Origin of the sequence: Pseudomonas sp. TH43 (assembly GCF_016650635.1) — a bacterium.
GTDB lineage: Bacteria > Pseudomonadota > Gammaproteobacteria > Pseudomonadales > Pseudomonadaceae > Aquipseudomonas.
Genome location: NZ_JAEKFI010000003.1, coordinates 1,316,319 through 1,336,904, shown reverse-complemented (window position 1 = coordinate 1,336,904; position 20,586 = coordinate 1,316,319). Strand labels below are relative to the sequence as shown.

Here is a 20,586-nt window from a genome sequence, read left to right as displayed (position 1 = left end):
CTTAAGTCGGGCGCAAACCGCGTTCCAGCCAGAGACGGCTGGCGAGGGTGACCACGCCATCGAGCAGCAAGGCCAGCAGCGCGGTACACGCGGCGCCGAGCAGCAGTTGCGGCTGATTGTTCAGGGCGATGCCGGGGAAAATCAGGCTGCCGAGGCTGTTGGCGCCGATCAGGAACGCCAGCGGCGCGGTACCCACATTGATCGCCAGCGCGACACGCACACCACCGATGATGATCGGTACGGCGTTGGGCAGTTCGACTTGCCACAGCACCTGACGCGGGGTCATGCCGATGCCGACAGCGGCTTCTTTCAGCGAACCCTGGACGTTTTTCAGGCCTTCATAGGTGTTGCGCACAATCGGCAGCAACGAGGCGAGGAATAAAGCGAAGATCGCCGGACCGCTGCCGATGCCAAGAATCCCCAGGGCAATCGCGAGTACGGCCAACGGCGGCACGGTGTTACCGATATTGAAGATCTGCATGAAGCGTTCAGCGCGGCCGACCATGGTCGGGCGACTGAGAAAGATACCGGCGGGGATGCCCACGACCAGGGCGGCCAGCATTGAAGCGAGGACGAGAATCAGATGAGCTTGCAGGTAAAACAACAAATCGTCGCGGTAGTGTTCGATCGTGTTGATGCCGATCCAGTGGACCAGCAGGGCCAGGAGCGCGATTACAACCGCACCTCCCATCAGCCCTTTGCCATAGCGGATAGCCACAGGCGGACTCCTTTTTTATAGTCGGCGAGCGCAATCCCGTGTGGCATGCCAAACTTTGGCTGCCGGGAAAAACGTTCGCGAGAAGCAGCTCCCTCAGCACCGGCAAAAAGCGGTCTGAAAGCGAGCCATGAGCGCAGCCTCGTCAGGCTAACTTGCTGATTTTTCAGCCCCTGACGAAATGTCGTAACAGGGGATGGACGTCTCCGTGCTTTAAAAGGTTCCCATCTGAGGCAGCATTTGGCCACCCTTAATGTGCTCAACGGTTCGGTTATTGCACTGACTTGGGCTATAATCGCGGCCCTTTTTTGAATCACCGCCAGGCGATTTCCCATGACCAACCAGGCCGCCGAAGTCGCGAAACGCCGCACTTTCGCCATTATTTCCCACCCCGATGCCGGTAAAACCACGATCACCGAAAAGCTCCTGTTGATGGGCAAGGCGATTGCTGTGGCCGGTACGGTGAAATCCCGTAAATCCGATCGCCATGCGACATCCGACTGGATGGAGATGGAGAAACAACGGGGTATTTCCATTACCACGTCGGTCATGCAGTTCCCGTATCGCGAGCACATGATCAACCTGCTCGACACCCCGGGCCACGAAGACTTCTCCGAAGATACCTATCGCACCCTGACGGCGGTGGACTCGGCATTGATGGTTCTCGACGGCGGTAAAGGTGTCGAGCCACGGACCATCGCGCTGATGGACGTCTGCCGTCTGCGTGACACGCCGATTGTCAGCTTCATCAACAAACTCGACCGTGACATCCGCGACCCGATCGAACTGCTCGACGAGATCGAAGCTGTTCTGAAGATCAAGGCTGCGCCGATCACCTGGCCGATCGGTTGCTACCGCGACTTCAAAGGCGTGTATCACCTGGCCGATGACTACATCATTGTCTACACCGCCGGTCATGGTCACGAACGCACCGAAACCAAGATCATCGAGAAACTCGACTCCGACGAAGCTCGTGCGCATCTGGGTGACGAGTACGAGCGTTTCATCGAGCAGCTTGAACTGGTTCAAGGCGCCTGCCACGAGTTCAACCAGCAGGAGTTCCTCGACGGTCAGCTGACACCGGTATTCTTCGGTACGGCATTGGGCAACTTCGGTGTCGATCACGTGCTTGATGCTGTGGTTGATTGGGCACCGCGTCCGTTGGCCCGTGTGGCCAACGAGCGTACCGTCGAGCCGGTCGAAGAGAAGTTCTCGGGCTTCATCTTCAAGATCCAGGCGAACATGGACCCGAAACACCGCGACCGCATCGCCTTCATGCGTATCTGCTCCGGCAAGTACGAGAAAGGCATGAAGATGCGCCACGTGCGCACCGGCAAGGACGTGCGCATCGGCGACGCCCTGACGTTCTTCTCCTCGGAGCGCGAACAGCTGGAAGAAGCTTTTGCCGGTGACATTATCGGTTTGCACAACCACGGCACCATCCAGATCGGCGACACCTTCAGCGAAGGCGAAACCCTGGGCTTCACCGGCATTCCGCACTTCGCCCCGGAATTGTTCCGTCGTGTGCGTTTGCGTGATCCGCTGAAATCCAAGCAACTGCGTCAGGGCCTGCAACAGCTGGCTGAAGAAGGCGCCACTCAGGTGTTCTTCCCGGAGCGCAGCAACGACATCATTCTTGGTGCCGTTGGTGTGCTGCAGTTCGATGTGGTCGCCAGCCGTTTGAAAGAGGAATACAAGGTTGAGTGCTCGTATGAGCCGATCACTGTGTATTCCGCGCGCTGGATCGAATGCAGCGACAAGAAGAAGCTTGAGGAGTTTTCCAACAAGGCTGTGGAGAACCTGGCTGTCGACGGTGGTGGTCATCTGACCTATCTCGCGCCGACGCGGGTTAATCTGGCGTTGATGGAAGAGCGTTGGCCGGATGTGAAATTCCGTGCGACGCGTGAGCATCACTAAGCTTTGAGCTGGTTTATCTGCAGCCCCCTAGGTGTAGGCCTTGGGGGCTTTTTTGTTGGTTTGGTTTTGTGTGTATATCCGTTTTTCGGTGATGGCGGCTTAGGGTTTCGCCCTTACGGCGACTCACTTTTTTTACAAACGCCTAAAAAAAGTAAGCAAAAAAACGCTTGCTCCTACGTTCGGCCCGCTCGCTGGGGCTCGGGGTTCCTTCGCTGCGGGATCGATCCGGGGGGCATCGCCTACGGTTTGCTGCGCTGCACCTCCTCTCGATGTGTTTGGCTGCGCCAAACGGTCGCTGCGCTCCCACCCCCGGATCAATCCCTCCACTCAGCCTGCCGACGTCGCCCGTGAATCAAGATCAAGAGCTGCTGCCGAGCTAACGCTCATCCTGTTGAGTGGTGAGGAGCAGGGGCGATGGGTGTTTTGCTGCTGGTTTTTTGTGGGAGCGAGACTGCTCGCGATGCCTGTGGGAGCCTGGCTTGCCAGCGATGGCGTCCCGCCAGCCGCCCCATTCCCTTCAGGCTGCACCCAATTCCTGTGGGAGCCTGGCTTGCCAGCGAAGGCGTCCCGCCAGCCGCCCCATTCCCTTCAGGCTGCACCCAATCCAATTGTAGGAGCGAGCCTGCTCGCGAAAGCGGCCTGCCAGCCGACCCATTTCTTACAGGTTGCACCCAATCCCTGTGGGAGCCTGGCTTGCCAGCGATAGCGTCCCGCCAGCCGCCCCATTCCCTTCAGGCTGCACCCAATCCAATTGTGGGAGCGAGCCTGCTCGCGAAGGCGTCCCGCCAGCCGCCCCATTCCCTTCAGGCTGCACCCAATTCCTGTGGGAGCCTGGCTTGCCAGCGATGGCGCCCCACCAGCCGCCCATTCCCTTCAGGCTGCACCAATCCCTGTGGGAGCCTGGCTTGCCAGCGATGGCGTCCCGCCAGCCACCTCATTCCTTACAGGCTGCACACGATCCAATTGTAGGAGCGAGCCTGCTCGCGAAGGCGCCCGCCCAGCCCGTGAACCCTCGCTGTCGCGTGTCGCTTAGCTGATACGGTTATGACCTTTATTCGAAACAGGTCTGTCCGCCAACGGCATTTCTGCGTGTTCATTAGCGTCCTATCTGGTGAACCCGGCTGATCGGAACTAGATTTCACTCAGCGCCGGATCGGCATTGCTGTTTCACCTGCACAGGATGGAATCGGTCATGAAAAACAGGTTGCTACGCGTTTTACTGCTGTTGAAAGTGATGGTCATGCTGTCCCTCGGCACCGCGACGGCTTGGGCCGCGTGCGAGGATCATGGTTCGCAGGCGTTCAGTGGGCAGGCCGGGCATAGCGGGTTGATGCTGGCGAAGTCCGAATCCGAGCCTGGCGATCAGGATCAGGGCGGTAGCAAGGACGATGACGACTCGACCACGGACGAGCCGGACACCGATGATCCGGATGATGGCGACAGCCAGACGTAGATTGCAGGCAAAAGAAAACCCCTTCTGCCTCGACTGATGCGCAATCGAGGTGGAAGGGGTTTGGTTAACACTTTAAACCCGGGTAAAACACGATCCCCTGTAGGAGCTGCGGCACGCTGCGATCTTTTGATCCTGATTCTAAAAATCAAAAGATCGCTGCGTGCCGCAGCTCCTACAGGTTTTGTGTTTGTCCGCAGATCTTTTTACGCAGCGCCGTCGAGGAATTGCTCGGCGTAGTGGCAAGCCACCTGCCGATTGTCGAGCGCACGCAGGGCGGGCTCTTCAGTGCTGCAACGCTCGGTCGCATACGGGCAGCGCTTGTGGAACGCGCAGCCTGAAGGCGGGTTCAACGGGTTGGGCAGTTCGCCGACGATCTTGATTTTCGGCTTGTTCGGATCCGGGTGAATGGTTGGGGTCGCCGACAGCAGCGCCTGGGTGTACGGGTGCAGTGGGCGCTCGTAGATGGCGTTTTTCGGGCCCAGTTCCACCGGACGACCGAGGTACATCACCATCACGTCATCGGCCACGTGTTGCACCACCGCCAGGTTGTGCGAGATGAACACGTACGCGGTGTTGAACTCCTGCTGCAGATCCATGAACAGGTTGAGCACCTGCGCCTGAATCGACACGTCCAATGCCGAGGTCGGTTCATCCGCCACCAGCACTTTCGGTTGCAGCATCATCGCCCGAGCCAGAGCGATACGCTGACGCTGACCGCCGGAGAACATGTGCGGATAGCGCTGGTAATGCTCTGGGCGCAAGCCGACCTGCTTCATCATCGCCTGGACTTTCTCGCGACGTTCGGCAGCACTCAGGTTGGTGTTGATCAGCAGCGGTTCGCCGAGCTGGTCACCGACTTTCTGCCGTGGGTTCAACGATGCGTACGGGCTCTGAAAGACCATCTGCACGTCTTTGCGCAGTTGCTTGCGCTGGGCCTTGTCGGCGCCGGCGACTTCTTGCCCGGCGATTTTCAACGAGCCCGAGGACGGATCTTCGATCAGCGTCAAGGCGCGGGCGAGGGTGGATTTGCCGCAGCCCGATTCGCCGACCACCGCGAGGGTCTTGCCGGCTTCCAGTTCGAACGACACGCCGTTGAGGGCGCGCACGGTCGCGTGGCCCTTGAACAGGCCACGGGAGACTTCGTAGTGACGGGTCAGGTCGCGGGCGGTAAGTACGACGGCCATTACGCCACCTCCTGGTTCAACGGGTAGAAGCAGCGGGCGAGGCTGTGGCTTTTCGGGTCTAGGCCGGGGCGTTGCGCGCGGCAGCTGTCCTGCACGTACGGGCAGCGCGGCGACAGCAGGCAACCCTGCGGACGGTCATAGCGGCCCGGGACGATGCCCGGCAGCGTCGACAGACGTGAGGCGCCGAGGCTGTGCTCGGGAATCGCCTTGAGCAGCGCTTCGCTGTACGGATGCGCGGGGATGTCGAACAGTTGCGGCACCTGACCGACTTCAACGGCTTGACCGGCGTACATCACGCACACGCGCTGGGCAGTTTCAGCGACGACCGCGAGGTCGTGGGTGATCAGCACCAGGCCCATGTTCTGTTCTTTCTGCAACGCCAGCAACAGATCCATGATCTGTGCCTGAATCGTTACGTCGAGCGCCGTGGTCGGTTCGTCAGCGATCAGCAGTTTCGGCTCACCGGCAATCGCCATGGCGATTGCGACGCGCTGGCTCATACCGCCGGACAGTTGGTGCGGGTAGGCGTCCATGCGGCTGGCTGCGCCGGGGATTTCAACTTTTTCCAGCAGTTCGATCGCACGTTTGCGCGCTTGCTTGCTGGACATTTTCAGGTGCAGACGCAGCACTTCTTCGATCTGAAAACCGACGGTGTAGCTCGGATTGAGCGCCGTCATCGGATCCTGGAAGACCATCGCCAAGTCTTTACCGACGATCTGCCGACGCTGGCGATTGCTCAGCTTGAGCATGTTTTTACCGTCGAAGTTGAGGGCGTCGGCAGTGACGATCCCCGGGTGCTCGATCAGTCCCATCAGCGCCATCATGGTCACGGACTTACCCGAACCGGACTCGCCAACGATGGCCAGTACTTCGCCTTTGTCGACTTTCAGGTCGAGACCATCGACCACCGGCACGGCGGTTTTGTCGCCGAAGCGAACATTGAGATTCTTGATTTCTAGCAGTGACATGGGAATCTCCTCAGGCGGCGTTCTTGAGTTTCGGGTCCAGCGCATCGCGCAGGCCGTCGCCCATCAAGTTGATTGCCAGCACGCTGAGCAAAATGGTCAAACCGGGCAGGCTGACGACCCACCAGGCGCGTTCGATATAGTCGCGGGCCGAGGCCAGCATGGTGCCCCACTCAGGGGTTGGCGGTTGAACGCCAAGGCCGAGGAAGCCCAGAGCCGCAGCATCGAGAATTGCCGAAGAGAAGCTCAGGGTTGCCTGAACGATCAGTGGCGCCATGCAGTTCGGCAGCACGGTGATGAACATCAGGCGTGGCAGACCGGCACCGGCCAGACGCGCGGCGGTGACGTAGTCGCGGTTCAGTTCACCCATGACGGCTGCACGGGTCAGACGCACGTAGGACGGCAAGGACACCACAGCAATCGCGATCACGGTGTTGATCAGGCCAGGGCCGAGGATGGCGACAATCGCCACAGCCAGCAGCAGGGATGGCAGGGCCAGCATGATGTCCATCAGACGCATGATCGATGGGCCGAGGATTTTCGGGAAGAAACCGGCGAACAGACCCAGCAGGATCCCCGGAATCAGCGACATCACCACCGACGACAAACCGATCAGCAGCGACAGGCGCGAACCCTGGATCAGGCGCGACAGCAGGTCGCGACCCAGTTCATCGGTGCCGAGCAAGAATTGCATCTGCCCGCCTTCAAGCCACGCCGGCGGCGTCAGCAGGAAGTCGCGGTATTGCTCGCTCGGGTTGTGCGGCGCGACCCAAGGGGCGAACAGCGCGCAGAAAATCACCAGCAGCATGAACAGCAGGCCGGCAACCGCGCCCTTGTTCTTCGAGAAGGCTTGCCAGAATTCTTTGTACGGTGACGGGTACAGCAGGCTTTGATCCGCGCTGGAAGCAGCGGTGGCTACTGAGGATGTTGGAGTGCTCATGGTATTGACCTCAGCGCTGATGACGGATGCGTGGGTTGGCAAAGCCGTAGAGGATGTCCACTACGAAGTTGACCAGAATCACCAGGCAGGCGATTAACAGGATGCCGTTTTGTACGACCGGATAGTCGCGGGCGCCGATGGCTTCGATCAGCCATTTACCGATGCCGGGCCACGAGAAGATGGTTTCGGTCAGTACCGCACCGGCGAGCAGCGTGCCGACTTGCAGGCCGACCACGGTCAGTACCGGGATCAGCGCGTTACGCAGACCGTGGACGAACACCACGCGCGACGGCGACAGGCCTTTGGCCTTGGCGGTGCGGATGTAGTCTTCGCGCAGTACTTCGAGCATCGACGAACGGGTCATCCGCGCGATAACTGCCAGCGGAATGGTACCGAGCACGATAGCCGGCAATATCAGGTGATGCAGGGCATCGAAGAACGCCCCGACGTCATCGGCCAGCAGCGTATCGATGAGCATGAAACCGGTGCGCGGCTCGATGTCGTAGAGCAGGTCGATGCGCCCGGAAACCGGTGTCCAGCCGAGGCTCACCGAGAAGAACATGATCAGGATCAGGCCCCACCAGAAGATCGGCATCGAATACCCCGCCAGGGAGATGCCCATCACCCCATGGTCGAACAGGGATCCTCGCTTGAGTGCCGCGATCACCCCGGCCAGAAGCCCGAGAATGCCGGCGAACAGCAGGGCGGCCATGGACAGTTCCAGGGTCGCCGGGAAGAGGGAGGTGAACTCGGTCCATACGCTCTCGCGAGTACGCAGGGATTCGCCGAGATCGCCGTGGGCCAGTTTGCCGATGTAGTCCAGATACTGGGCATACAGCGGCTTGTTCAGACCTAGGCGTTCCATTGCCTGAGCGTGCATTTCGGGGTCGACCCGACGTTCGCCCATCATCACTTCCACGGGGTCGCCAGGGATCATGCGAATCAACGCGAAAGTCAGCAAGGTGATGCCGAAAAACGTGGGGATCAACAACCCCAGTCGGCGGGCAATAAAACTAAACATCTTGTGTGGTACCTCATCAGCCGGTTAGGCGTGCCCGGTTTCCCTGAGGTCAGGGAAACCGGGAGTTTCTTATCTACTTCACCTGAGTGGTGGCGAAGTTATTAGTGGTGAGAGGGCTGATGTGGTAGCCCTCTACGTTGTTGCGCATTGCGGTAAACATCCTGGTATGGGCCATGCTGATCCATGGCTGATCCTGATTAAACAGCACTTGTGCCTGTTCGTAGAGCCTGGCGCGTTCCGCCGGATCTACTTTAGCCCGTGCTTCATCCAGCAGTGTCTGGAATTTCTCGTTGCACCAGCGTGCATAGTTCTCGCCATTCTTGGCCGCTTCACAACTGAGCATAGGCGTCAGGAAGTTATCCGGGTCGCCGTTGTCGCCCGCCCATCCGGCCGACACCATGTCGTGCTCGCCGGCCTTGGCGCGTTTGAGCATCTCGCCCCATTCCATGACGCGGATGTCGATCTTGATCCCGACTTTCGCCAGGTCAGCCTGCATCATTTGTGCGCCGAGCATCGGGTTCGGGTTGGTCGGGCCGCCGCCGTTACGGGTAAACAGAGTAAACACAGTGCCTTCAGGTACCCCGGCTTCCTTGAGCAGCTTGCGGGCGGCGTCGAGGTCGCGTGGCGGGTTCTTCAGGTCGTGGTTGTAGCCCAGCAGCGTGGGTGGGTACGGGTTGACCGCGACCGTCGCGTTGCCTTTGCCAAACAGCGCGTTGACGTAGGCTTCCTTGTCGAAAGCGATGTCGATGGCTTTGCGCACTCGCACGTCGCTCATGTACTTGTGCTGGGTGTTCATGGCGATGTACGAGACGGTCATTGCGTCGAGTTCTTCGACTTTCAGGTTGCTGTCTTTCTTGATGCTCGGGATGTCATCCGGTTTCGGATACAGGGCGATCTGGCACTCATTGGCCTTGAGCTTCTGCAGGCGCACGTTGTTGTCGGTGGCGATCGCCAGAATCAGCGCATCGGCCGGCGGCTTGCCACGGAAGTATTCCGGGTTGGCCTTGAAGCGTACCTGGGCATCTTTTGCATAACGCTGGAAGATGAACGGGCCGGTGCCGATCGGCTTGTTATTGAGGTCGCCGGTCTTGTTGGCCTTGAGCAACTGGTCGGCGTATTCAGCGGAGTAGATCGCGGTGAATGGCATGGCCACGTCAGCCAGGAACGGTGCTTCGCGACGGGTCAGGGTGAATTTGACGGTGTTGTCGTCAACCTTTTCCACGTTCTTCAGCAGTTCTTTGAAGCCCATGCTTTCAAAGTACGGGAAGCCCACGCTCGACAGTTTGTGCCACGGGTGATTCGGGTCCAGCTGACGCTGGAAGCTCCAGAGCACGTCGTCGGCGTTCATGTCGCGGGTCGGCTTGAAGTAGTCGGTGGTGTGAAACTTGACGCCTTTGCGCAGGTGGAACGTGTACGTCAGGCCGTCATCGCTGATTTCCCAGGAATCGGCCAGCGCCGGAACCACTTCAGTGGTGCCGGGCTTGAAGTCGACCAGGCGGTTGAAAATGGTTTCGGCCACCGCATCGGCAGTGACTGCAGTTGTGTACTGGACCATGTCGAAGCCTTCCGGACTGGCTTCGGTGCAGACCACCAAGGGTTTGGCCGAGACGCCGATGGCGGCGCTCAACAACGCGGCAGCGACGGCCGCACGTAGGGGAAGCATTTTCATCGATAACCCTCTGCAATCGGTTGAAGACAAAAAACCGAACGGCCGACTCTTCATGAGTCAGCCTTCGGTTGGCGTTTTTTACAGGATGTTGAACGGGATGGTGGTCACGAGACGGAACTCGTTGATGTTGCCGTCAGCCTGGTGCTCGCTGGCGCGGTGCGTGGTGTAAGTTGCACGAATCGCGGTGGCCTTGAGTGGGCCGCTCTGCACTGCGTAAGCCGCGCCGATGCCGTATTCATAGTGGCTTTCGCCGTCCATCAGGCTCAGGTCGCCGCGCTTGGCACCTGGATCGGTGTAAGCCGTGCCGGTGTAGTGAGTACCGTCGATACCCCAGCCACGTGCCTGGTAGATGTTGAACTTCAGGCCCGGTACGCCGTATTCGGCCATGTTGATGCCGTAGGCGATCTGGAAGGATTTTTCGTTCGGGCCGTTGAAGTCCGACAGCAGGGAGTTGGCCAGGTAGATGCCGTTGGTTTCGTGCAGGTAGTCGAAGTATTCGTTACCGTTCACTTGCTGGTACGAGAAGGTCAGGCTGTGGGCCTGGTGAGTCAGGCCGAAGGACAACGAGTAGGTATCGTTGTCGATGTCGCCCATCAGCTTTTTGCCTTCGTCCATGGTCTTGTAGTAGTTCAGACCGGTGGTCAGGCTCAGTACCTGGCTGTCGCCCAGTTCGTGGGTGGCGCCGAAGTAGTACTGGTTCCAGAAGTCTTCGACGTTGGCTACATAGAGGCTGGTTTTCAGACTCTTGAGCGGCTGGTAGTTCACACCGCCGGTGTAGACCTTGTCGGTTTCAACGCCAGTGGCCGAGTATTCGGAACGGAATTTCGACAGGCTCTGCTCGGTACGTGGCGAGACGCGGTCGAAGCCGGCCAGGTCGAAAGACAGGTTGTTCAGTTCTTCGCTGTGCAGGCTGATACCTTCGAAGCTCGAAGGCAGCGGACGGTTGCCGATGACGTCAACGATCGGCGTGCTGAAGTTCTGGCGACCGGCAGTCAGAGTGGTGTTCGAGACGCGGAACTTGACGTTGGCCAGACCCAGCTTGCTCCACTGGTCTACTGCGTCACCATCGGAGTGAGCCAGCGTACGGTTGGAACCGCCGGCAATGTCCTTGCGGTCACGGTCCAGAACGATGGCGTTGTAAGCCGCCACTTCAGTGCTAACGCCAACGGTGCCTTGGGTGAAGCCCGAGGTGTAGTTGACGATAGTGCCTTGAACCCAGTTGATTCGACGCGGGGTGGCGGTTTTGACCACTGGCGAGGTGTTCTTGTCGCTGTTTTTCACGTAGCTGAAAGTGTCATCACGACGTTTCAGTTCGTTGGCGTACCAGTTACGCGTGGTGCCGCCCAGGCTTTGTCCATCGATAAAACCTTTGGCCTCGCTTTGGGCGCTACTACCGGCCAATGTGGTTGGGACAAACTCCTGACTCACATTTTCAGCATAAGCCGTGGCGGTGATGCTGCTGATGGCCAGGGCCAGTATCGCGGTGCTGCTCAGTTTCATGGGTGAAGCTCCTTTACTTTCTTTTTATGCCGGCCTTTTTAGGTTGGCCGGTTATTGGTTTAGAACTCATTCACACATCGCAAACGTTTGCCAAAGGCCGGATTGGCGAATTTCGGCAAAGCGCTTGCGTGAGGGGCTAGACGGCGCCCCTCAGCGTTGCGGCTAATCGGTTGGGTTAATCGATACTGACACCCGAGAACACGTTGCGGCCGAAGGGGCTCACCTTGAACCCTTCAACCCGTGTGCTTAACGGCTGGTTGACCGTCGAGTGGGCCACAGGCGTGATCGGCACTTGCTGTTTAAGCAATTGCTGGGCCTGTTTGTAAAGCACGGTGCGTTGGTCGCGGTCGGTGACGACCTTGGCCTCTTTGATCAGCTTGTCGTAAGCCGGGTCGCACCACATGGAGTAGTTGTTGCCGCCAATGGCGTCGCAGCTGTACAGCGTACCCAGCCAGTTGTCCGGGTCACCGTTGTCACCGGTCCAGCCGATCAGGCTGATGTCGTGCTCACCATTCTTGGTGCGCTTGATGTACTCGCCCCATTCGTAGCTGACGATCTTCACTTTCAGACCAATCTTCGCCCAGTCAGCCTGGAGCATTTCGGCCATCAGTTTGGCGTTGGGGTTGTAGGGGCGCTGCACCGGCATCGCCCACAGGGTGATCTCGGTGCCTTCTTTGACGCCGGCAGCCTTGAGCAGCTCTTTGGCTTTTTCCGGGTTGTAGGCGGCGTCTTTGATCGTGTCGTCGTAGGACCACTGCGTCGGTGGCATGGCGTTGACGGCCAGTTGACCGGCGCCTTGATAAACAGCGTTGAGAATCCCCTGTTTATTCACCGCCATGTCCAGCGCCTGACGCACTTCGAGCTGGTCCAACGGTTTGTGCCGGACGTTGTAGGCGATGTAACCGAGGTTGAAACCCGGCTTGGAGATCAGTTGCAGTTTCGGGTCGGCCTTCAGCGCTTCAACATCGGCAGGGCGGGGATGCAGAGTGATCTGGCACTCGCCGGCCTTGAGTTTCTGCACGCGCACCGAAGCATCGGTGTTGATGGCGAAGATCAGGTTGTCGAGTTTGACCCGGCTCGGATCCCAGTACTGCTTGTTGCCGCTGAAGCGGATGTTCGAGTCTTTCTGATAACTCTTGAACACGAACGGGCCAGTGCCGATCGGCTTCTGATTGATGTCGCTTGGCTTGCCTTCGGCGAGCAGTTTGTCGGCGTATTCGGCGGACAGGATCGAGGCGAAGCTCATGGCGATGTTCTGGATGAACGCGGCGTCGACGCTGTTGAGCGTGAACTCCACGGTCAGCGGCCCGGTCTTTTCGACCTTGGCGATGTTCTTGTTCAGGCTCATCCCGTTGAAGTACGGAAACTCCGTTGGATAGGCCTTACGGAATGGCTGCTGTGGATCGAGCATGCGATTAAACGTGAACAACACGTCGTCCGCGTTGAAGTCACGGGTCGGCTTGAAGTACGGCGTTGTATGAAATTTCACACCTTCGCGCAGGTGAAAGGTGTACTTGAGACCATCCTCGGAAATGTCCCACTTGGTCGCCAGGCCCGGTACGACATTGGTCGCGCCTTTTTCGAACTCGACCAGACGGTTGTAGATCGGTTCGGCCGCATCGTTATCGGTGGCTGCGGTGTACTGCGCGGTATCAAAACCTGCCGGGCTGCCTTCTGAGCAGAACACCAGACTTTTGCTGGCGGCGAAACTGGTGGACGAGACGGCCAACAGACCGGCGCCCAGCAATGCGGAAAAAACCAAGGTATGGCGCATGACGCTCCCTCTTTTTTTAGTGTTATGCAATGCACCGCGTCTCGTCCTGAAACGTTGTGGTCGCATTGCGTTCAATCCAATACGTACAGCAAACCGTTGGCCCACGCAGACACTGGTCAGAACCCGACGGTAGAGGCCGTGGGCCTGGCAGTAAATACGTAAAAGCCTGAAAACCTCGTAGGAAAGGGCGACACATCCCCCACCATTGCAGTCGTCCGCAATGGAATTGGATGTAGGCAAATTCCTAACTTTCCGGCAGATAAAGCAACGGCGACGTCAAAAACGTCGCCGTTGCGTTAACTCAATTGCTGACGCTGACGCCGTAGAAGGAGTTCAAGCCGAATGGGCTGATCTTGAAGTCCTGCACGTTGGCGCGCATGGGTTGATACACCGTCGAGTGAGCGATAGGTGTCATTGGGACTGCATCTTTGAGGACGTGTTGCGCCTCTTTGTACAGTTCGGTGCGCTTACCTTGGTCGGTTGTGCGCTTGGCTTCTTTGACGAGGCCGTCGAACTTCTTGTCGCACCACTTGGAGAAGTTGTTGCCGCTGAGCGAGTCGCAGCCGAACAGCACGTTCAGCCAGTTGTCCGGATCACCATTGTCACCGCTCCAGCCAATGATCATGGCCTGGTTCTCGCCACCTTTGGAGCGCTTGATGTATTCGCCCCACTCGTAGCTGGTGATCTTCACTTTCAAGCCGATCTTGGCCCAGTCGGACTGGAGCATTTCAGCCATCAGCTTGGCGTTCGGGTTGTACGGACGCTGTACCGGCATCGCCCACAGAACGATCTCGGTACCTTCCTTGACGCCGGCTTCCTTGAGCAGCTGTTTGGCTTTCTCAGGGTCGTACTTGGCATCTTTGATAGTGGTGTCGTAAGACCACTGGGTCGGCGGCATGGCGTTAACGGCCAGTTGGCCTGCGCCCTGGTAAACCGAGTCGATGATCTGTGGCTTGTTCACGGCCATGTCCAGCGCCTGACGGACGCGCAGGTCAGCCAGCGGATTCGGCTCGTTGCTGCCCTTGACCTTGTCCATCACGTTGTAGGCGATGTAACCCAGGTTGAAGCCAGCCTGGTCAGGCATCTTCAGGGTTTTGTCTTCTTTGAGCGCTTTCAGGTCGGCTGGACGCGGGAACAGGGTGACTTGGCACTCGTTCTTTTTCAGCTTTTGAATACGCACCGACGGGTCGGTGGTGATGGCGAAGATCAGGTTGTCGATCTTCACGTCTTCAGGCTTCCAGTAGTCCTTGTTGCCGGTGTAGCGGATGTTCGAGTCTTTCTGGTAGCTCTTGAATACGAACGGGCCGGTGCCGATCGGCTTCTGGTTGATGTCGGCAGGCTTGCCTTCCTTCAGCAGCTGGGCTGCGTACTCGGCGGACTGAACCGAAGCGAAGCTCATGGCCATGTTCTGGATGAACGCGGCATCCACTTCTTTCAAAGTGAACTTGACGGTGTGGTCATCGACTTTATCGATCTTGGTGATGTTGGTGTCCATCCCCATGTCGGTGAAGTACGGGAATTCGGTCGGGTACGCCTTACGGAACGGGTCATCCTTGTTAATCATGCGATTGAAGGTGAACAGCACGTCGTCGGCGTTGAACTCACGAGTCGGCTTGAAATACGGGGTGGTGTGGAACTTGACGCCTTCGCGCAGGTGGAAGGTGTAAGTCAGGCCATCTTCGGAAATGTCCCACTTGGTCGCCAGACCAGGAACCACGGCGGTGCCGCCACGTTCGAACTGGGTCAGACGGTTGAACATGGTTTCAGCTGAGGCGTCGAAGTCGGTTCCGGTGGTGTACTGGCCCGGATCAAAACCGGCCGGGCTGCCTTCGGAGCAGAACACCAGGTTAGTCGCAGCGGATGCGAAAGGTGCGGAGGCTAACAAGCCTGCGCCGACTAAAAACGGAATGACCGCGTGTTTAAGCATGTTGGCCTCATGATTTGTTGTCATTTTTTGATTTGAGGTACGACCTCGTGAGTCGTGCCTGCGGATACTTATGCAGGGGCCATACCCATTGCAAGATGCAGAGCGACTGCCAGCCTCAAACCGTGGCACGAACGTACCTTAATGTCGCATCTGTATAACTTCTGACGCATTTGACCGTTTGCGAGTGGTTTTTACGGTGCAAACGAAGCCCCAAAACGGTGCGACGGTCACGTTGTGCGCGCCGCCTTGGGGCTTGGTGTTACTTATTTATACCCACGCCATAGAACGGAGTAAGCCCGAAAGGACTGATACGGAAATCAGTGACCTCCTTGCGCAGCGGCTGGAACACTGTGGAGTTGGCAATGGGGGTGATGGGCACCTGTTGTTTAAGTATCAGTTGCGCCTGTTGATACAGTTTTACCCGTTGCGTTTTATCGGTAGAGACCTTGGCCTGTTGCACCAGTTTGTCGTAGGCCGGGTCGCACCATTTGGCGTAGTTGCTGCCTTTCACTGCGGCGCAGCTGTAGAGCACACCGAGCCAGTTGTCGGGGTCACCGTTGTCACCTGTCCAGCCATAGATCATCGCGTCGTGTTCACCATTTTTGGCGCGTTTGATGTACTCGCCCCATTCATAGCTGACGATGTTGGCCTTGATGCCGATTTTTTCCCAATCCTGCTGAATCATCTGCGCCGACATCCGCGCATTGGGGTTGGATGCGCGTTGCACCGTCATCGCCCAAAGGTTGATGGTAGTACCCGGTGCAACCCCTGCTTCTTTAAGTAGCACCTTGGCTTTCACCGGGTCGTAAGGAGCGTCCTTGATGTTCGGGTCATAAGACCACTGCGCGGGCGGCAAGGCGTTTTGCGCCAGTTGGCCGGCACTTTGGTAGACGGCTTTGATAATCGCCGGTTTGTCGATGGCCATGTCCAGCGCCTGACGCACCTTGAGTTGGTCGAGTGGCGGGTGAGTGGTGTTGTAGGCGAGGAACCCGAGGTTGAAACCGGCCTGTTTGAGTACGCGCAGGTTCGGGTCTTTTTCCATGACTTCGATGTCGGCCGGGCGTGGGTAGCCGCTGACCTGGCATTCGCCGGCCTTGAGTTTTTGCAGGCGCACGGCGGCGTCGGGGGTGATCGAGAAAATCAGGTTGTCGATTTTGACGTCTTCGGGTTTCCAGTAGGCCTTGTTGGCGGCGTAGCGGATCTGCGAGTCCTTCTGGTAGCGCTTGAACACGAACGGGCCGGTGCCGATCGGCTTCTGGTTGAGGTCTGCGGCTTTGCCTTCCTTCAACAGTTGCGCGGCGTATTCGGCCGACTGCACGGAGGCGAAGCTCATGGCGAGGTTTTGCACGAAGGCCGCGTCGACGTTGTTGAGGTTGAAGCGCACGGTTTGCTCGTCGAGTTTTTCCACCGACTTGATCGTGGTATTCAGGCCCATGTCGGTGAGGTAGGGGGATTCGGCGGGGTAGGCCTTGCGGAAGGCGTTGTCTGGGTCGAGCAGGCGCTGGAAGGTGAAGAGCACGTCGTCGGCGTTGAAGTCTCGGGTCGGGGTGAAATATTCCGTGGTGTGGAATTTCACGCCTTGGCGCAGGTGGAAGGTGTATTGCAGGCCGTCGCTGGAGACGTCCCATTTTGTCGCCAGGCCGGGTTCGATGTCGGTGCCGCCGCGCTGGAATTGGGTGAGGCGGTTGAAGACGGTTTCGGCGGAGGCGTCGAAGTCGGTGCCGCTGGTGTATTGGCTGGGGTCGAAGCCTGCGGGGCTGGCTTCGGAGCAGTAGACCAGGGTGGTGGCTGCGTGGGCGACGGGTGTGGTTGCGGCCAGGGCCAGGGAGATCAGGAGCGGTTTGAGGGTGGATCTTGGCATGGAGTCCCCGGGGATATTGGAGGTGGTGGTTTTTTGAGGGTAGCGGGGATTTGGGGGTGTCCGGAAATATCGTTTTTCCTGTGGGAGTGTCTATCTCGGTATATGTGGGGGTTTTTGTTGGGGGCATATCCGTTGCTGCGGTAACGGCTGCTTAGGGTTTCGCCTGACGGCGACTCACTTTTTTGACAAACGCCTCAAAAAAGTAAGCAAAAAAAGGCTTGCTCCTACGTGCGGCCCGCTCGCTGGGGCTCGGGGTTCCTTCGCTCCGGGATCCATCCGGGGGCATCGCCTACGGTTTGCTGCGCTGCACCTCCTCTCGATGTGTTCGACTTCGTCGAACGGTCGCTGCGCTCCCACCCCCGGATGAATCCCTCCACTCAGCCTTCCGATGTCGCCCGTGAATCAAGATCAAGAGCTGCTGCCGAGCTAACGCTCATCCTGTTGAGTGGGGCGGCTGCGCCGCGTGGTGGGTGTACTTGTCTCCCCGGTAGGCGCTGCCGAGGGCTGCGATCTTTTGATCTTGATTTCGATCCTGTAGGAGCAGAGCTTGCTCGCGAAGGCGGCCTGACAGCCGACCTGACTTTGCCAGATGAACTCAACCCCTGTGGGAGCTGGCTTGCCAGCGATGGCGGCCTGACAGCCGACCTGTCTCTGCCAGATGAACTCAACCCTTGTGGGAGCTGGCTTGCCAGCGATGGCGGCCTGACAGCCGACCTGTCTCTGCCAGATGAACTCAACCCCTGTGGGAGCTGGCTTGCCAGCGATGGCGGCCTGACAGCCGACCAATCTCTGGCAGATGTACTCGGTCCAAACTGTGGGAGATTCTATGTTGGCCAGCAACCCTAAAATCTCAGGCTAATCGGTATTCGCCCTGATTTTTCATCAGGGCGAATGCCACTCGACAGAGCTTGCGAGCAAGGGCCACTAACGCCTGTGTTTTCGAGAAGCCTCTGGCCAGGTAAGACTCGTAAAATGGTTTCCACTTCGTTGAGCGACTCGCCGCCATCGCGGCGTTGTACGTCAACCGACGGATCTCCGGGTCTCCTTTTTTGGTCAGGAATCTCGGGCCATTCTTTTTACCCGAATCGTCCACTGTCAGATCCATACCCAAAAACGCGATAAAGGCATCGCTATTGGCAAAGTCACCGCGCATATAGGTCGTTGCCAACCCAGTCGCCGTCAGTTCTCCCACGCCTTCAATCGCTTTGCAGCGGTCAATATTGTCTTCAATACCCGCCTCTTTGCTGACCTTGCGCAGCAGTTTCTGAATGACCTGATCGGATCGTTCGAATGCTTTTTGCTGAGCGGCACGCTCTTTTTTCAGCAAGGGTTCATCGGCCCAGCTCAACATAAGCCCCGTATGGTTCTGAATTAACGTCGCGCGTCTGTGCAGCAAGCTTTTCAGTACGGTATAGGCCTTGGGTGGCGGGTTCCAAAGCCGCAATTTACATTGCTCATTCGTCAAATAACGCGCGAGCACGCGGGCATCGCAGGGATCATTTTTGGCCCGTTGACCGACCCCGCGACGATAATGGCTAACTCGATAAGCATCTACGACATAGACCTGATGCCCCATCGCATGAGCCAGATCAACAGTCTCCAAGTGGTAGATGTTGGTGGCTTCAACAGCGATAGCGCTTTGCGCAGGCAAAGTTTTGAGCCAACGTTTGAGGGCGGCTCGATCATTTTTGACCGACTCAATTGTTTCCAGGTCAGCACGATAGACAACGACTTCGGCCTTGGCGATATCGATACCAACAACCGTCTGCGAAGTAAGGATTGTCATGACGAATCCTCGGAGCTAGGGTTTAAGAGCTTGTTGGGGTCTACCGTTGCGCTGGCTTGTCTCTATCGTCGGTTTACCGATGAATTCCTTATCGGCGCTTTGGGTAGAAAGGGCGGGACGAGAAGTCTCCCACGGTCTGTACTGGTCAGAGTCAGAATCGAGTCTGTAGTCCCGCCCACCCCTTCAAGTCTAAACATACAAGCGAGCCTGCTCGCGAAGAGGCCCGCTCGGTCACCCGATTACTTTGGGCTGTTTAAATGTGTATCGAATTACCGGAACCTTCCCACAAGGTTTTCAGGTTGTCCGTCGGACGTGGGCTCTCTAGGCTTGGGATGTCGCTGAATGTTCAGCGATCGGGTGTGAGAACCCGGTAAAAATTAGTTATTCGGTCTACGTATCCGCATAATCGCCGCCAGCGTACTCGCTGCCTGCAAATGCGTTATGGCGGCTGTGTGCGGGCAGACTTCGGTCTGGCCGGTTTCCTATTTTTCCGGTTTCTCACCCCGCACATAGCTGCCACCCACTTCGCCGCGTGAGAAACGGCAGGTGCTGGCATCCATTTGCAAAATAGGGTTTTCCAATGACTAAGCCTGTACCCGATCCCCCCGAAGAAAAACCAACCCCTCTCGACGAAGCCCTACGCGACGAAGACCTCGCCCGAAACCGCGAAGCCATGAAGCGCGCCCTCGATTTCTATCTCTGCCCCCAACCCACGAAGTCGCGCCAACCGAGCACGATGTTCATGGTCTGTCCCAACGTCGACACCGAAAGCCTGCTCGCTCACGCCTGTGAATCACTGGCCTCCGCCAGTGCTGCGGCCAGTAACTTCGCCAATGAGCTGAGCGGTCTGCAGCGCAACACAGTGCTGGGGATTCAGCAGATCATCATGCTGGCTGAACTGGCGGTGAATCGGGCGTTGGATCGGGTTGATCCGCAGACGTGAGACCGCGTTATCGTTCATCGCTGGCAAGCCAGCTCCCACAGGTTTTTGTGCTGATTTTGGAATCGACGCATGACCTTGTGGGAGCTGGCTCGCCAGCGATGACGGCCGAGCAAACAACATAAATTCCAGGCACAAAAAAACCGGCGATCATTCACTGATCGCCGGTTTTTCATTCAGCTCACGTCAATTCACTGCATCAGCACTTCAATCGAGCCATCAGCCGTCATGCTGACCTGGCTGGTGCCGGCCTCAACTTCTGGCGTCACTGGCGCTGAATCCATGCCGGCGGCTTTCATCATCATCGGTGCGCGCAGGTACGGTTGTGGGTAGCCGTTGCTGTTGAGGTTCAGGTTGACGATTTTGTAGCCCTTGCCGCCGAGTGCATCGGTGGCCAGTTGGGCGCGGGCCTTGAAGGCGCTGACGGCTTCTTTGAGCAGCGCGTCTTCGCTGGCTTTGCGGGTCGGGTCGGCGATGGCGAAGTCCATGCCGCCCATTTTCAGGTCACCCAGCAGTTCGCCGGTGAGTTTGGAGAGGGCGGCGAAGTCGGAGCTTTCCAGGCGCAGTTCGGCGCGTTCACGCCAGCCGGTGATTTTCTGGCCCTTGGTGTCGTAGATCGGGTAGCTGTTGCGGCTGCCCTGGCGCAGGGTGATGTCTTTGACTTGCTTGGCCTGGGCCAGTGCCTTGTTCATGGTGGTGCTGACGTCGGCGGCGAGTTTGGCCGGGTCGGTGTTTTGCTCTTCGGTGTAGAGCGTCACGATCATCTGGTCGCGGGCGACTTCCTGGCTGACTTCGGCGCGCAGGGAAATCTGGTTGTAGTGCAGCTCATCGGCGGCCAGGGCCGGAAGGCTGGCGACGCTGCCGACGGTCAGGGCGAGAAGGGCGGCGCTGCGGCGAAATGTGTGCATGAAGGCTCCTTGATGAGGGCGCAGGT

15 protein-coding genes are annotated in these 20,586 nt (G+C 58.2%); 3 read left to right on the top strand and 12 right to left on the bottom strand.

The features are described 5' to 3' along the window. Window position 1: 1 nt before the first annotated feature. Window positions 2–691 carry an ABC transporter permease gene (locus JFT81_RS15705; protein ID WP_201228108.1) on the bottom strand — a complete coding sequence of 230 codons (690 nt, stop codon included), beginning with the start codon at window positions 689–691 and terminating at the stop codon, window positions 2–4. A gap of 357 nt (window positions 692–1,048) precedes the next feature. Between JFT81_RS15705 and JFT81_RS15700 the strand changes: the two genes are divergently transcribed. After that, entirely contained in the window at window positions 1,049–2,632 is a 1,584-nt protein-coding gene (locus tag JFT81_RS15700) for a peptide chain release factor 3 (RefSeq protein ID WP_007915312.1), read from the top strand. Between the two features lie 1,192 nt (window positions 2,633–3,824). After that, the gene (locus JFT81_RS15695) at window positions 3,825–4,085 is read left to right on the top strand and encodes a hypothetical protein (RefSeq protein ID WP_201200518.1); all 261 of its coding nucleotides are present in this window, start codon (window positions 3,825–3,827) and stop codon (window positions 4,083–4,085) included. 203 nt (window positions 4,086–4,288) lie between these two features. Here the strand turns inward: JFT81_RS15695 and JFT81_RS15690 are convergent, their stop codons facing one another. From JFT81_RS15690 to JFT81_RS15645, 10 genes are all read right to left on the bottom strand, one after another. Then, window positions 4,289–5,269, bottom strand: a complete 981-nt coding sequence (locus JFT81_RS15690) for a peptide ABC transporter ATP-binding protein (protein WP_201227998.1) — start codon at window positions 5,267–5,269, stop codon at window positions 4,289–4,291. Then, window positions 5,269–6,237, bottom strand: coding sequence for an ABC transporter ATP-binding protein (locus tag JFT81_RS15685; RefSeq protein ID WP_201227997.1), 969 nt, complete (start codon window positions 6,235–6,237; stop codon window positions 5,269–5,271). The genes JFT81_RS15690 and JFT81_RS15685 overlap by 1 nt, the downstream gene beginning before the upstream one ends. A gap of 10 nt (window positions 6,238–6,247) precedes the next feature. After that, window positions 6,248–7,174, bottom strand: coding sequence for an ABC transporter permease subunit (locus JFT81_RS15680; protein ID WP_201227996.1), 927 nt, complete (start codon window positions 7,172–7,174; stop codon window positions 6,248–6,250). Window positions 7,175–7,184: 10 nt separating this feature from the next. Beyond that, a complete protein-coding gene (locus JFT81_RS15675) occupies window positions 7,185–8,195 on the bottom strand; it encodes an ABC transporter permease subunit (protein WP_008085273.1) in 1,011 nt (336 codons plus the stop codon). Between the two features lie 73 nt (window positions 8,196–8,268). Then, window positions 8,269–9,864, bottom strand: a complete 1,596-nt coding sequence (locus JFT81_RS15670) for an ABC transporter substrate-binding protein (RefSeq protein ID WP_201227995.1) — start codon at window positions 9,862–9,864, stop codon at window positions 8,269–8,271. A 78-nt stretch (window positions 9,865–9,942) separates the two neighbouring features. Beyond that, window positions 9,943–11,364 (bottom strand): OprD family porin, encoded by a 1,422-nt coding sequence (locus tag JFT81_RS15665; protein ID WP_201227994.1) that lies wholly within the window; start codon window positions 11,362–11,364, stop codon window positions 9,943–9,945. A 175-nt stretch (window positions 11,365–11,539) separates the two neighbouring features. After that, entirely contained in the window at window positions 11,540–13,138 is a 1,599-nt protein-coding gene (locus tag JFT81_RS15660; RefSeq protein WP_201227993.1) for an ABC transporter substrate-binding protein, read from the bottom strand. Window positions 13,139–13,439: 301 nt separating this feature from the next. After that, window positions 13,440–15,065: an ABC transporter substrate-binding protein gene (locus tag JFT81_RS15655; RefSeq protein ID WP_201227992.1), complete on the bottom strand. Its 1,626-nt coding sequence runs from the start codon at window positions 15,063–15,065 to the stop codon at window positions 13,440–13,442. Between the two features lie 259 nt (window positions 15,066–15,324). Further along, the gene (locus JFT81_RS15650) at window positions 15,325–16,926 is read right to left on the bottom strand and encodes an ABC transporter substrate-binding protein (protein ID WP_201227991.1); all 1,602 of its coding nucleotides are present in this window, start codon (window positions 16,924–16,926) and stop codon (window positions 15,325–15,327) included. Between the two features lie 850 nt (window positions 16,927–17,776). Continuing rightward, on the bottom strand, window positions 17,777–18,712 hold the full coding sequence (locus JFT81_RS15645; protein ID WP_201202023.1) for a transposase: 936 nt from the start codon (window positions 18,710–18,712) through the stop codon (window positions 17,777–17,779). A 580-nt stretch (window positions 18,713–19,292) separates the two neighbouring features. On the opposite strand from JFT81_RS15645, the gene JFT81_RS15640 reads away from it, so the two are divergent. Continuing rightward, a complete protein-coding gene (locus JFT81_RS15640) occupies window positions 19,293–19,655 on the top strand; it encodes a DUF6124 family protein (RefSeq protein ID WP_201227990.1) in 363 nt (120 codons plus the stop codon). A gap of 188 nt (window positions 19,656–19,843) precedes the next feature. Here JFT81_RS15640 and JFT81_RS15635 read toward each other — a convergent pair whose 3' ends face one another. After that, window positions 19,844–20,560: an SIMPL domain-containing protein gene (locus tag JFT81_RS15635; protein ID WP_201227989.1), complete on the bottom strand. Its 717-nt coding sequence runs from the start codon at window positions 20,558–20,560 to the stop codon at window positions 19,844–19,846. Window positions 20,561–20,586: the final 26 nt, after the last annotated feature.

Excerpts from the sequence above, each read along its gene's own strand:
- JFT81_RS15685 (WP_201227997.1), bottom strand. The coding sequence starts at position 6,237 with ATGTCACTGCTAGAAATCAAGAATCTCAATGTTCGCTTCGGCGACAAA.
- JFT81_RS15680 (WP_201227996.1), bottom strand. The coding sequence starts at position 7,174 with ATGAGCACTCCAACATCCTCAGTAGCCACCGCTGCTTCCAGCGCGGAT.
- JFT81_RS15705 (WP_201228108.1), bottom strand. The coding sequence starts at position 691 with ATGGGAGGTGCGGTTGTAATCGCGCTCCTGGCCCTGCTGGTCCACTGG.
- JFT81_RS15645 (WP_201202023.1), bottom strand. The coding sequence starts at position 18,712 with ATGACAATCCTTACTTCGCAGACGGTTGTTGGTATCGATATCGCCAAG.
- JFT81_RS15690 (WP_201227998.1), bottom strand. The coding sequence starts at position 5,269 with ATGGCCGTCGTACTTACCGCCCGCGACCTGACCCGTCACTACGAAGTC.
- JFT81_RS15670 (WP_201227995.1), bottom strand. The coding sequence starts at position 9,864 with ATGAAAATGCTTCCCCTACGTGCGGCCGTCGCTGCCGCGTTGTTGAGC.
- JFT81_RS15635 (WP_201227989.1), bottom strand. The coding sequence starts at position 20,560 with ATGCACACATTTCGCCGCAGCGCCGCCCTTCTCGCCCTGACCGTCGGC.
- JFT81_RS15675 (WP_008085273.1), bottom strand. The coding sequence starts at position 8,195 with ATGTTTAGTTTTATTGCCCGCCGACTGGGGTTGTTGATCCCCACGTTT.
- JFT81_RS15695 (WP_201200518.1), top strand. The coding sequence starts at position 3,825 with ATGAAAAACAGGTTGCTACGCGTTTTACTGCTGTTGAAAGTGATGGTC.
- JFT81_RS15660 (WP_201227993.1), bottom strand. The coding sequence starts at position 13,138 with ATGCGCCATACCTTGGTTTTTTCCGCATTGCTGGGCGCCGGTCTGTTG.
- JFT81_RS15665 (WP_201227994.1), bottom strand. The coding sequence starts at position 11,364 with ATGAAACTGAGCAGCACCGCGATACTGGCCCTGGCCATCAGCAGCATC.
- JFT81_RS15650 (WP_201227991.1), bottom strand. The coding sequence starts at position 16,926 with ATGCCAAGATCCACCCTCAAACCGCTCCTGATCTCCCTGGCCCTGGCC.
- JFT81_RS15655 (WP_201227992.1), bottom strand. The coding sequence starts at position 15,065 with ATGCTTAAACACGCGGTCATTCCGTTTTTAGTCGGCGCAGGCTTGTTA.
- JFT81_RS15640 (WP_201227990.1), top strand. The coding sequence starts at position 19,293 with ATGACTAAGCCTGTACCCGATCCCCCCGAAGAAAAACCAACCCCTCTC.
- JFT81_RS15700 (WP_007915312.1), top strand. The coding sequence starts at position 1,049 with ATGACCAACCAGGCCGCCGAAGTCGCGAAACGCCGCACTTTCGCCATT.